Origin of the sequence: Streptomyces sp. NPDC058231, assembly GCF_042882275.1 — a bacterium.
In the GTDB taxonomy this organism is placed as follows: domain Bacteria; phylum Actinomycetota; class Actinomycetes; order Streptomycetales; family Streptomycetaceae; genus Streptomyces.
Genome location: NZ_JBHVWN010000010.1, coordinates 14,412 through 26,505, shown reverse-complemented (window position 1 = coordinate 26,505; position 12,094 = coordinate 14,412). Strand labels below are relative to the sequence as shown.

The following is a 12,094-nucleotide window of genomic DNA, read 5'->3' as shown; positions in this document are numbered from 1 at the left end:
CATGCAGCTCCCGCGCAACATCGAGGAAGTCCTGGAAGACGCCGTGATACCTGATGCCTTCGCCGACTACGACCTGACCGCCTCCAAGGGGCAGATCAGCCGTGACGTCGCCGACACCCTCATGTTCGACGATGCCCTGGCCCGCAGCGCCGGCATCACCCGCACCCATCCCGCCGCCCCCGCGAACAACTTCCCCACCGTGCACGATCAGGCCGGCAAGGACCTCCAGGCCCTGTCCGCGCAGGCACTGACCGGGATCGACGCCCGCGAGCACCTCGCCCGGCTGGCCAACACCCGTCGTATCGATCCCGATGGAGCCCTGCACTTCGCCTGTCTGCTCAACCTGGCCGGGAGCTACGAAGGCGCCCAGTTCTGGTGGCAGTTCGCGGCCGGTGCGGGAAACTCCACCGCGGCCTACTGCCTGTATCTGCTCCACCTCAGCCGCGGCGAACGCCGGGACGCGGCGCACTGGGCCGACCAGGCCGCCGACCTCGACTCCGCCCCGGCCGTCAGGTCGACGGGCCGGCTGAGCATCCGCCACTCCGCCGCAGCGGGCCGCCGGCGGCTGCCCAGCCCCGCCCTGCGCGCGGCCGTACAGCGGCTGACGGTCGAGGAGGACGACGAGTACGGCGCCGTACCGCACCCCGATCCGTGCCTCGCCGAGCAGATCGAGGGGCTCGCCGCGGCCCTGTGAGGGCCCGGACCCCACCGTGGGCCCCGCCGGGGCCATGAGCCGAGCACAAGCCGTGCACGCTCCCGGCCATGATCCGGTCGACCGGATCATGGTCTGTCGGCCGCCGCGCGTGCACGGCTCTTGGCCCTGGCGCCTTGCGGGCACACACTGACCGGATGACGCAGCGCGTGGCTCTCGCGACCGTGATGGACCAGCTCTCCATCGATGCAGTGATCACCGGATTTGCGACGGCGGTGGACGACGGTGCCTGGCAGGACTACCGGGAGCTGTTCACCGGGGACGGCCGCGCCGACTACCGCAGCGCGGGCGGGGTCGAGGGGCCCGTCGCCGAGGTCGCGCAGTGGCTCGAGGAGACCATGCGCAACTTCCCCGTGCGGCAGCACCTGATCGTCAACCGCCGGTTCGACATCCAGGACCTGGGCGGCTATTCGGGCGACCGGGCCGAGGTGCGGGCCGACTACCTGAACCCGATGCGGTTGCTCGGCGCGCCCGGCGACGGAACCGGCACCCCGGCCACCACCGCGCCGGACTTCGTCTCCGGTGGCCGGTACGCGTTCGGTCTGCTGCGCGCGGGAACCGGCTGGCGCATCCGTACCGTGACCGTGCACGAGAAATGGCGCAGCCTCTCCGGCGAGCTCACCCCCGGCTGATCCGGGCGCTCGCGCTCTCCTCCGGGCGCACCCGTTCCCCTCGCCCCACACTGGGGAAGAGGGAAGAGGAGATCGCTCACCAGGCGGGACGAGGAGGCGCGGTATGCGGATTCCGGCCGGTCTGCGGGACCGGCTGCTCCGGTCGCCCCGGTGGCGCGGCGGTGCCGCGCTGCTGGCCGGGGCGCTGCCCGCGCTCGCCTTTCCCGCTCCGTCCCTGTGGTGGTTCGCCTATGTGTCCCTGGTGCCGTGGCTGCTGCTGATCCGGACGGCGGGCACGGGCCGCCGGGCGGCGCTGGACGGCTGGCTCGGCGGTGCGGGGTATCTGCTCGCGGTGCATCACTGGCTGCTGCCGAGCCTTCATGTGTTCCTCGTGGTGCTGGCGGCGTTGCTGGGGCTGCTGTGGGCGCCATGGGGGCTGCTGGTCTCCCGGCTGCTGGGCGGGACGCCGTCCCCCGCCGGGGTCGTTGCGGCCCTGGTCGTGGTCCCGTCCGGCTGGCTGATGATCGAGCTGGTGCGTTCCTGGGAAGGACTCGGCGGCCCCTGGGGGCTGCTCGGCGCGAGCCAGTGGCAGGTACCAGCGGCGCTCCGGGTGGCATCGGTCGGAGGAGTGTGGCTGGTGAGCCTCCTGGTGCTGGTGGTCAACACCGCGGTCGCCCTGTTGCTCGCCGCTTCCGGCGCCCGGACGGTTGCGGCGGCCGGCATCGTGGTGTGCGCGCTGGCGGTGGGTGCGACAGGGATCTGGGCGCCGGAGCCGGAGCAGTCGGGCGTCGCCCGGATCGCCGTCGTGCAACCGGGTGTCATCGACGGCCCGCACAGCATCGAACGCCGCTTCGCGCGCAGCGAGCAGCTGACCCGCGCGCTGGCGGGCCGCAGGCTCGATCTCGTGGTGTGGGGCGAGAGCAGTGTCGGCAAGGATCTGGCCCGGCGCCCCGACCTGGCCGCCCGGATCGCGAAGCTCTCGCGGGAGGTGGGCGCGGATGTGCTGGTCAATGTGGATGCGCGGCAGACCGATGCGTCGGGCCGTACCGGGATCTTCAAGTCCGCGGTGCTGGTGGGGCCGGACGGTCCGACCGGGGAACGTTACGACAAGATGCGTCTGGTGCCCTTCGGCGAATACGTTCCGGCGCGTTCGGCGCTCGGCTGGGCGACGTCGCTGGGCAGGGCGGCGGGCGAGGACCGGCTGCGCGGTACCAGGCAGGTACTGATGTCCGTCCCCGCGCCCACGGCCCCGGGGCTCCCCACCGGGACCGGTGCCGGCCAGCACCGGCTGCGGATCGGGCCGCTGGTCTGCTTCGAGTCGGCGTTCCCCGACATGAGCAGGCGACTGACCCGCGACGGGGCCCAGCTGCTGATCGCCCAGTCGTCCACGTCCTCGTTCCAGCACGGCTGGGCACCGGAGCAGCATGCCTCGCTCGGAGCGCTGCGGGCGGCCGAGAGCGGGCGTCCGATGGTGCACGCGACGCTCACCGGGATCAGCACGGTGTACGACGCGCGGGGCAGGCGGGTCGGCGCGCCGCTCGGGAAGGATGCGAGCCGGTCCGCCGTGTTCGACGTACCGCTGGCCCGTGGCACCACGCTCTATGTCCGGCTGGGCGACTGGCCGGTGCACGGCGCGCTGGGGGTGCTCGCGGTGTTCTGCACGTACCAGGGGACCCGGTCCTTCAGGCGGCGAACCCGGGTGCAGCCGGTGGGTGCGACGGCTCCGGCGGGACGTCCCTGAAGACGCGGCCGCCGAGAGCCGCTGCCGGCTCGTCACCACGCGTCCGGAGCCGCCCGGATCCCTTCCGGGCAGCGGTCTCCGTCAGGCGCAGTCCAGATCCAGCAGGATGCGTTCGCACAGCTCGTGCGTCTCCAGGGCGTCCCGGGCACTCAGCTGCCTGCCGGCGCGCACCGCGTCCAGGAACGACAGCACGCACTGCTCGATACCTCGCTGCCGGGCCACCGGCACCCAGTCGCCGCGCCGTCGCACGGTCGGCTGGCCCTTGTGGTCGATGACCTCGGCGAGGTTGACCACCTCGCGCTTGGTGTCCTGCCCGGAGATCTCGAGCCGCTCCTCGGTGGATCCGCTGAGCCGGTTCATCGCGCCGATGGCGGTGAACCCGTCGCCCGACAGCTGGAGCACGACGTGGTGCATCAGCCCGTCACGGATCCTCGCCCGCACGACGGTGTGCTCGACCGGGCCCGGAATCAGGAAACGCAGGGTGTCGACGACATGGATGAAGTCGTCGAGCACCATGGACCGCGGATCCTCGGGCAGGCCCACGCGGTTCTTCTGCATCAGGATCAGCTCGCGCGGGTGCTCGGCGCACTGAGCGTAGCCGGGTGCGAGCCTGCGGTTGAAGCCGACGGCGAGGCCGACACCGTGCTCCTCGGCGAGATTCACCAGCCGCTCGGAATCGGCGAGCCGGTAGGCGAGCGGTTTGTCGACGTAGGTCGGCACACCGGCCCGGAGCAGTCGGCCTGCGATCTCCGGATGCACCGAGGTCGGGGCGTGGACGAAGGCGGCGTCCAGACCCTGTGCGATCAGTGAGTCGATCGTGGTGTGGCACCGCTCCGGCGGGATCCGGTGGGACTCGGCGACGGCGGCCAGTGTGGCGGGGGTGCGGGTCTGCAGATGCAGTTCGACCCCGGGCAAGGTGGTGAGGACCGGCAGGTACGCCTTCTGCGCGATGTCGCCGAGCCCGATGCAGCCGACCTTCACGGGATCTCCCTCTCGAATAACGCGATGTCATATGCACGTTCTTGGTCCGGGCAGCATACGTGTGCTGCGGCGGCGGCCGTTCCGCGATGCCGTCGAGGGTACGGAGGACGAGGGCCGGTCCGGGGCGGGAGGCGGCGGACATCAGCGTGTTGCGCGCGGCGACGGGGGCCCGCCGGCCGGGCCGCCCGCGCGGCCTTGCGGACGATGCCGCCGGTCCCCGGGGGCCGTCCCGCGTCACGCCACGAGCGCCGCTCCCAGGTCGGTGTCGGGCGCCGCATGGCGGGCGAGCACGATGCCGTCCTCGATCGCCTGGGCCGCCCACGCGGCGGGCCCTGCCGGAGGTGTCGGTGCGGCGCCTGACCGAGCGCGAGGCGCTGGTGCGAAGGGACGATGTTCTCCTCTGCCGCGGGCTCGTTCCACCGGGTCGTGCCGACCGAGGAGGAACTGCACACCGGTTCAAGTGAGTTGCCGAGCGGCAGATGCCGGCATCGCGCGCCGAATATCCTTTGTCCCGGCCGCGCCCCGGGGCAAGAATGGTCGGCATGACCACAGAGGAACGCTCCGAACCCGCCGTCACCGCCGCCGAACGCCCGATGCTGGAGGGCTGGCTCGACTACCACCGCGACACGCTCGGACTGAAGTGCGCGGGGCTCACCGACGCCCAGTTGCGCGAGGCGTCCGTACCGCCGTCGCAGCTCAGCCTGCTCGGGCTCGTACGGCACATGGCGGAAGTGGAGCGCCACTGGTTCCGCAACGTCATGGCCGACGAGGGCTCGAAGCCGCTGTACTACACCGACGAGGACGCGGACGGCGACTTCCATCCCACCGATGCGGATACCTGGGAGAAGGACGGGGCGGTCTGGCGGGCGGAGGTAGAAGCGGCCCGGGAGATCGCCGCGAGGCACGGACTCGACGATCTGTCGGCCGGCCGCAGCAGCCGCGGCGAACAGTTCAACCTGCGGTGGATCTACACCCACATGATCGAGGAGTACGCGCGCCACAACGGCCACGCCGACCTTGTCCGGGAGCGGATCGACGGCGCGACCGGCGACTGACCGGCCCGCCGGGGCCCACCGCGGGGGCGACGGCACGGTGCCCGGTGCGACGCGCTGACCGGGTCACTCGTGCGGGCCATTCGCCCCGGCCCGCTCCCCCACGCACCCTGCCGGCACAGCAGAGTTGCCCGGGTGCAGCGAACCAGCATCACCGTAACGCTCCTGGCCGGGGTGGCAGTCACTGCCGTGTCCGGCTGTGTGTCCGTGGAGCCCCGGCCGGGCGGCCTCACGCCCCGGCCCGCGAACAGCAGACCCGTCCAGCATCAGGCGCCCTCGAGCGCGCAGCCGCCGGTCCAGGACGCGCTGGAGACCATCGGGGAACCGAAGCCCACCGAGGGGACGCCCCACCGGTCGGGCGGGGCGCCGTCCGGCACCCGGCGCGCAGCCCCGCGAACACCGCAGCAGCAGGAGCACCCCGGTATGTCGCGTCCGCGGGCGCGACAGGCGCCGCCCGTCCCCGCGGGAGCGCCCGAACTGCCGGCCTCCCCCGTCACCGGGACGGATCTCTGCGCGCTCGGCAGGGGCTACGGAGGCTGGCCCGCGGGCAGCCCCGAGTCCCGGATCTGCGAGAACGCCTACGCCCGCTGAATCCCGCGTATCGGGCCACGGACTCCGCCGGGGCCGGCCCGGCGGAGTCGCCCGTCGCGGCCCGCCTCCGGCGGACGAGCCGCTTCGGCCATGACATCCCCTGCCTCACAGCTCCCACAGCCGCCGCTCCAGCCGCCCGATCGCCGCGCGGATCCCTCCCCCGTACCCGTCGTCCGTCCCGTCGTCCGCGAGCACGCCGGACGCCTGCCGGGCACGGTCCAGATGGACCCGGGCGGCGTCGGGGCGCTGGAGCTTCACATAGTCCGCCGCGAGATTGAGGTGGAGCGAGGGGTAGAAGGCCCGCACCGCGAGCGCATCCCGGTGCTCCGGCGCCCGGTCACCACGCACCCCCTCGGCGGCGGTCAACGCCCGCAGGTCCCAGGCCAGTTCGTCACCGGGATCGTCCTGGGTGTCGGCCATGTAGTGCGCGAGGGTGCAGCGGTGCAGGGCGTCACCGTCCTGGCCGATCTCCGACCAGATCTCGCCGAAGCGGTTGCGTGCCTCTTCCCGGTCACCGCCGTGGAGCAGCATGATCGCCTGGCCGATCCTGGTCATGACGGCGTCCCGTGACGCCTCCTGCTGCTCCGTCACTGCGGTCTCCCTCGCATGTCTCCGGCCGGTCCCGGTCACGGGCCGGCCCGTGACCGGTTGAATCCGTTCGATTCCGGTCACGGCGACGCTAGCGGCTGACATGCGCAATCCCGCTCAGGCTCGGGCTAGCGGCCCGGGCCTGTCGCGCGGCTCCAGGCGGTCAGCCCAGGTCGGGGACGCGCCAGTCGATGGCCTGGTGTCCCTGCGCCGCGACCGCCTCGTTGATCTGCGTGAACGGACGGGAGCCGAAGAACTTCTTCGCGGACAGCGGTGAGGGGTGCGCGCCCTTCACCACCACATGGCGCTCCTCGTCGATCAGCGGGAGCTTCTTCTGGGCGTAGTTGCCCCAGAGGACGAAGACCGCCGGGTCGGGCCGCATGGCCACCGCCCGGATCACCGCATCGGTGAACTTCTCCCAGCCCCTGCCCTTGTGCGAGTTGGCCTCGCCGGCGCGGACCGTCAGCACGGCGTTGAGCAGCAGGACACCCTGCTCGGCCCACGGCATGAGATATCCGTTGTCCGGGACCGGCAGGCCCAGCTCCTCCTTCATCTCCTTGTAGATGTTCCGCAAGGAGGGCGGCGTCCTGACACCGGGACGCACGGAGAAGCACAGCCCGTGCCCCTGCCCCTCGCCGTGGTAGGGGTCCTGGCCCAGGACCAGGACCTTCACCTGGTCGTACGGGGTGGCCTCCAGCGCCGCGAAGACCTGCTCACGGGGCGGGTAGACCGGCCCCCTGGCCCGCTCCTCCTCGACGAACTCGGTGAGCTCCTTGAAATACGTCTTCTGCAGCTCTTCGCCGAGGACGCCGCGCCAGGACTCGGGCAGCAGGTCGGTGTCGGTCACTTCAACAACCTCCGGTACGCAATCGGTTCTCGACCACAGAACCTACCGGGGGCCACTGACAACCGGCCGGGCGAGCCCTACCAGCTGGCCTTGCGGTACAGCTCCCACATCTGCATGACCGTCTGCGGGTCCAGGGCGCGCTCGCCGCCGCCGATGTCCTCGCCCGCCGCGACGTACAGCTTGCCCTGCCACAGCGGCAGCAACCGGACGTCGTCGACCAGGATGTTCTGGGCCTGCTCGAACTCCTTACTCACCGCGCCCCGGTCACTCTGCTGGCGGGTCTGCGGCAGCAGGTGCTCGGTGATCTCGGTCTTGTCGTACGGCATCCCGGTGACGCTCTCCTTGCCCACGAAGGGGGCGATGAAGTTGTCCGGGTCCGGGAAGTCCGGGAACCAGCCACGGCCGAAGACGGGGTACTGGCCCTTGGTGAAGCCCTCCTGGAACTTCTTCCACGGCAGGCCCTTCAGCGTGATCTTGAACAGGCCGGACGACTCGAGCTGACGCTTCAGCTCACCGAACTCGGACTGCGTCGACGAGCCGTACCGGTCGGTGGTGTACCAGAACGTCATCGCGACGGGCTCGGTGATTCCCGCCTTGGTCAGGATCCCCTTCGCCTTCGCCCGGTTCGGGTCACCGAAGCTGTCGAAGAAGCTGGTGGTGTGCCCGGCGATGCCCTTGGGGACCATGGAGTAGAGCGGCTCGGCGGTCCCCTGGTAGACCTTGGCGACCAGGGCGTCCCGGTCGACGAGTTGCGCGATGGCCCGGCGGACGGCCGGGTTCCCGGCGGCCGGGTCCTTGGGGTTGAAGACGAGGAACCGGATGTCGGCGCCGACCGTCTCGATGAGCTGCAGCTTGCTGTTCTTGTCCTTGTTGTCTTCGAGCTTGACGACCTCCTCGGCGGTGAGGCCCCGGTAGGTGGCGTCGATCTCGTTCTTCTTCAGCGCGTCGACCATGGGGGTGGACCCCTTGAAGTACCGGATGGTCACGGCGTTGTTCTTACGGTTGGCGAAGCCCTTGTAGTCCTGGTTCTTGATCAGCTCGGCCCTGTCACCCGGCGTGTAGCTGTCCAGGAGGTAGGGACCCGATCCGGTGACCTTGCCGTCCTCGCGGACCTTGTCCTTCGGATAGTCGCTGGGCGCGACGAGCGACATGGCGGGGGTGGCCAGAATGAACGGGAACGTGGCATCGGGCTTGTTGAGGTGGAAGACGACGGTGTCGTCGCCCTTGGTCTCCACCCGGTCGAGCGAGCCGAGCAGGCCGAGCGGTCCGCCCTTGACCTTGAGGGTCGTGATCCGGTCGATGGAGTACTTCACGGCCTCGGCATCGAGCTTGTCCCCGTTGGAGAACTTCAGGTCCTTCTTGAGCCTGCAGCGGTACGCCGTGCTCGTCGTGTCCGTGAACACGCAGTTCTCCGCGGCGTCCGGCTCAGGGCTCGTACTGCCCGTGGGGAAGCTCACCAGGGTCTGGAAGACGTTGCGCATCAGCTCCCACGAGTTGTCCCAGGCCGCCGCCGGGTCAAGGGTCGAGGGCTCACTCGTGGTACCGACGACTATCTTCTGCTCGACCTCTGAGTCACTGCCGGAAAGCAGACCGCAACCGGCCAGCAGAGAAAGGGAAGCAAGGGCTGCAGCAGCCTGCAGACTGGCCCGGTAGAACACGTGCACGCTCCTCGATCAGCCATGGGTCGGCAGACCATACCGCAGCGCCCCGCCGGGTCAATCCGCAGGTCCGGCGGGGCACTTGAGTCATTCGGGGCCAAACCGGCGCAGGCTGTGCTCAGCCCACGCCCGCATTCAGGAAGATGCCTCCGTCGACCACCAGCGTCTGTCCGGTGATCCAGTCGGACTGGCTCGACGTGAGGAATGCGGCGGCACCGCCGATGTCCTGGGGCACACCGAGCCGGCCGAGCGGGTAAGCGGCGGCGGCCTCCGCCTCGCGCCCCTCGTACAGCGCCTCGGCGAACTTGGTCTTCACCACGGCCGGGGCGATCGAGTTGACCCGGACGGCCGGCGCGAACTCGTGTGCAAGCTGCAGCGTCAGATTGACCATGGCCGCCTTGCTCATGCCGTAGGCGCCGATGAAGGGCGAGGCGGAGACACCGGCGACCGAGGCGATGTTGACGATCGCCCCGCCGTTCTCCTTCTGCCAGGCCTTCCAGGTCTGCTGGGCGAAGCCGAGCGCCGAGATCACATTGGTCTCGTAGACCTTGCGGGCGACCCCCAGGTCGAGCTCGGCGATCGGGCCGAAGACCGGGTTCGTACCGGCGTTGTTGACCAGGAAGTCGACGCGGCCGAAGACCTCCATGACACGTTCGACGGCCGCCGCCTGGTGCGCCTCGTCGTGCGCCTTGCCCGCCACTGCGACGACCCGGTCGGAACCGAGCCTCTCGACGGCCTCCTTGAGGGCCTCCTCACCACGCCCCGTGATGCACACCCGGTCGCCGCGGGCGACGAACGCCTCCGCGATCCCGTACCCGATCCCCCGGCTCGCGCCGGTGACGAGCGCGACCTTCCCGCTGTCCTGAACAGTCATGATGTCCGTTGCCCTTCGGGTCAGTTGAGCGGTCCGCCGGCGACGTACATGACCTGCCCGGAGACGAAGCCGGCCTCGTCGCCCGTGAAGAAGGCGATGGCATTGGCGATGTCGTCCGGGCGGCCGACCCGCTGCACGGGGATCTGGGTGGCGGCGGCCGCCTGGAACTCCTCGAAGCCCATGCCGATCCGCGCCGCGGTCTGCGCGGTCATCTCGGTGACGATGAAGCCGGGGGCGACGGCGTTGGCGGTGATGCCGAACTTGCCGAGCTCCTTGGCGAGCGTCTTGGTGAGCCCCTGCAGACCGGCCTTGACCGCGGAGTAGTTGGCCTGGCCGCGATTGCCGAGCGCCGAGGAGGAGGAGAGCGAGACGATACGGCCGAACCCGGCGTCCACCATGTGCTTCTGGACGGCCTTCGCCATCAGGAACGCGCCCTTGAGGTGCACGTTCATCACGATGTCCCAGTCGGACTCGCTCATCTTGAAGAGCAGGTTGTCACGGAGCACGCCGGCGTTGTTGACGAGGATCGTCGGAGCGCCGAGCTCGGCGGCGACCCGCGCCACGGCGGCCTCCACCTGGGCGCTGTCCGAGACGTCGCAGCCGACGGCGAGCGCGGTGCCCCCGGCGGCGGTGATCTTCTCGACGGTGTCCTTGCAGGCCGCCTCGTCGAGATCGAGTACGGCGACGGAGCGGCCCTCGGCCGCCAGACGTACCGCGGTGGCGGCGCCAATGCCCCGCGCCGCTCCCGTCACGATGGCGACACGCTGCTCGGTGGTGGACATGCTTGGTTCTCCTCGCCCTTGGATCGCGGCTCAGCGGACGTCAGGAAGTTCCCGATAACTGAGCAACCGCTTAGTACCTTCAGCAGACGAGACGCTAGAAGCCCTGGCACCCGGTGTCAACGGCCCACGGGCGCAGCAGCGCATGTCACACCGGACGGCGCCGCGGCCGCGGGGTCCGCGGGCGACGCCGCCGGCGGCCGGGTCAGCGCACCAGGAGGTCGAGCAGGCGCTCGACCTCGGCCTCCGGATCGGTGGTGAGGCCGCTGTGCACGGGACTCGGCTGGACGACCGTGGAGCGTGGGGCGATCAGCCAGCGGAAGCGGCGCCCGGCGTCGTCACCGGCTGCTTGACCGGCCTCGTCGCCGCCGCCACAGACCCCTTCGACGGCCCGCAGCGCCGCCCGCACCCCGACCACGTCGGCGTCCGGGTCGAGGGCCATCAGCTTGTTCTCGTCGAGGTGGGTACGGGCCGCCACGAAGGACTTGGCCCGGCAGTACACCAGCACGCCCGCGTTGATGCACTCACCGCGCTCGACCCGGGGCACGACGCGCAGCAGCGCGTACTCGAAGACATCGCGCTTGCTCACCGGCCGCCCTCCTCGCCGGCGGCCTGCTCGGCCGTCGCCTTCCCGGTGCGGTCCTTCTTCGTGGGGTGCGGCCAGGGCGCGAGGTGGTCGGTGAGCCACCCCGGCGCCTGCGACGGCCTGCTCTTCGTGGGCGCGTCCATCGAGATCCGTTCATGAATCGTGGCGGCGCGCGCCAGCAGCGGTTCCACATAGGCGCGGCGCAGCGCGTCGGTCGTGTCGAAGCCGGGCTCGTCGACCAGCCATTCGTCGGGCACCTCGGCGGTCACCTCGGTCAGCAGCCGCTCGGTGACGAGAGGGGCGAGCTCCGCGGCCGCGGCCGCGATGTCCGGGCCGAAGGGCGCGAGGACGTGGTCGGAGGCGTTGTACGGCTTGGCCGCGGACGCCTGCGCACCGGGCCAGTTGTGGTGCCAGATCATCGTGGCACCGTGGTCGATGAGCCAGGCGTCGCCGTGCCAGACCAGCATGTTGGGGTTCCGCCACGACCGGTCGACATTGTTGATCAACGCATCGAACCAGACGATCTTCCCGGCCTCCGCCGGGTCCACCTGGTAGGCGAGCGGATCGAATCCGATCGAACCGGGCAGATAGTCCATGCCGAGATTCAGCCCACCGCTCGCCTTGAGCAGCTCCTGCACCTCTTGGTCCGGCTCCGCGAGCCCGATGACGGGGTCGAGCTGAATGGTGACGAGTTCCGGGACCCGCAGTCCCAGTCGCCGGCCGAGCTCCCCGCAGATCACCTCCGCGACCAGGGTCTTGCGGCCCTGACCGGCGCCGGTGAACTTCATGACGTACGTACCGAGATCGTCGGCCTCGACGATGCCCGGGAGCGAGCCACCCTCACGCAGGGGCGTGACATAGCGGGTCGCTGTGACTTCTGTCAGCATTTCCCCAGGTTATACGGATGGGGCACCTTACGATCCATGATCGTCTCACCCCCTCCGCAGACCGGCGGGAACCACGGCCGAGCGCGAGGGGCACCGGTCGGCATCCGTCGACGGTGCGCCCCTGGGCGCCCCGCAAGCTGCCGACAGAACAGTCAGACGCTTTCCCCGAGGAACCACCGGCACGAAA

13 protein-coding genes are annotated in these 12,094 nt (G+C 70.6%); 5 read left to right on the top strand and 8 right to left on the bottom strand.

Annotation, left to right across the window (positions count from 1 at the left end; translation table 11 throughout):
* Position 1: 1 nt before the first annotated feature.
* The 3 genes from ACFVXE_RS09900 to lnt all read left to right on the top strand — a co-directional run bounded on the left by ACFVXE_RS09900 (position 2) and on the right by lnt (position 3,064).
* The gene (locus ACFVXE_RS09900) at positions 2-694 is read left to right on the top strand and encodes a hypothetical protein (RefSeq protein WP_389670525.1); all 693 of its coding nucleotides are present in this window, start codon (positions 2-4) and stop codon (positions 692-694) included.
* 155 nt (positions 695-849) lie between these two features.
* Positions 850-1,344, top strand: coding sequence for a nuclear transport factor 2 family protein (locus tag ACFVXE_RS09895; protein ID WP_389670524.1), 495 nt, complete (start codon positions 850-852; stop codon positions 1,342-1,344).
* Positions 1,345-1,447: 103 nt separating this feature from the next.
* Complete coding sequence (lnt, locus tag ACFVXE_RS09890) at positions 1,448-3,064, top strand: apolipoprotein N-acyltransferase (RefSeq protein WP_389670523.1); 1,617 nt, start codon at positions 1,448-1,450, stop codon at positions 3,062-3,064.
* Positions 3,065-3,145: 81 nt separating this feature from the next.
* On the opposite strand, the gene ACFVXE_RS09885 is transcribed toward lnt, so the two are convergent.
* A complete protein-coding gene (locus ACFVXE_RS09885; protein ID WP_389670522.1) occupies positions 3,146-4,045 on the bottom strand; it encodes a Gfo/Idh/MocA family protein in 900 nt (299 codons plus the stop codon).
* A gap of 542 nt (positions 4,046-4,587) precedes the next feature.
* Between ACFVXE_RS09885 and ACFVXE_RS09880 the strand changes: the two genes are divergently transcribed.
* Positions 4,588-5,100, top strand: coding sequence for a DinB family protein (locus ACFVXE_RS09880; protein WP_389670521.1), 513 nt, complete (start codon positions 4,588-4,590; stop codon positions 5,098-5,100).
* A 420-nt stretch (positions 5,101-5,520) separates the two neighbouring features.
* Positions 5,521-5,688 carry a hypothetical protein gene (locus ACFVXE_RS09875; RefSeq protein WP_389670520.1) on the top strand — a complete coding sequence of 56 codons (168 nt, stop codon included), beginning with the start codon at positions 5,521-5,523 and terminating at the stop codon, positions 5,686-5,688.
* A 105-nt stretch (positions 5,689-5,793) separates the two neighbouring features.
* On the opposite strand, the gene ACFVXE_RS09870 is transcribed toward ACFVXE_RS09875, so the two are convergent.
* From ACFVXE_RS09870 to ACFVXE_RS09840, 7 genes are all read right to left on the bottom strand, one after another.
* Positions 5,794-6,279: a hypothetical protein gene (locus tag ACFVXE_RS09870; protein ID WP_389670519.1), complete on the bottom strand. Its 486-nt coding sequence runs from the start codon at positions 6,277-6,279 to the stop codon at positions 5,794-5,796.
* 160 nt (positions 6,280-6,439) lie between these two features.
* Positions 6,440-7,123 carry a uracil-DNA glycosylase gene (locus ACFVXE_RS09865; RefSeq protein ID WP_389670518.1) on the bottom strand — a complete coding sequence of 228 codons (684 nt, stop codon included), beginning with the start codon at positions 7,121-7,123 and terminating at the stop codon, positions 6,440-6,442.
* A gap of 77 nt (positions 7,124-7,200) precedes the next feature.
* Positions 7,201-8,781 carry an ABC transporter substrate-binding protein gene (locus ACFVXE_RS09860; protein ID WP_389670517.1) on the bottom strand — a complete coding sequence of 527 codons (1,581 nt, stop codon included), beginning with the start codon at positions 8,779-8,781 and terminating at the stop codon, positions 7,201-7,203.
* 118 nt (positions 8,782-8,899) lie between these two features.
* A complete protein-coding gene (locus ACFVXE_RS09855) occupies positions 8,900-9,655 on the bottom strand; it encodes an SDR family oxidoreductase (RefSeq protein WP_389670516.1) in 756 nt (251 codons plus the stop codon).
* Between the two features lie 20 nt (positions 9,656-9,675).
* Positions 9,676-10,437, bottom strand: coding sequence for a 3-oxoacyl-ACP reductase FabG (gene fabG, locus ACFVXE_RS09850; protein WP_389670515.1), 762 nt, complete (start codon positions 10,435-10,437; stop codon positions 9,676-9,678).
* Between the two features lie 202 nt (positions 10,438-10,639).
* On the bottom strand, positions 10,640-11,023 hold the full coding sequence (locus tag ACFVXE_RS09845) for a DUF3037 domain-containing protein (protein WP_389670514.1): 384 nt from the start codon (positions 11,021-11,023) through the stop codon (positions 10,640-10,642).
* Complete coding sequence (locus ACFVXE_RS09840; protein WP_389670513.1) at positions 11,020-11,907, bottom strand: HipA family kinase; 888 nt, start codon at positions 11,905-11,907, stop codon at positions 11,020-11,022. The genes ACFVXE_RS09845 and ACFVXE_RS09840 overlap by 4 nt, the downstream gene beginning before the upstream one ends.
* Positions 11,908-12,094: the final 187 nt, after the last annotated feature.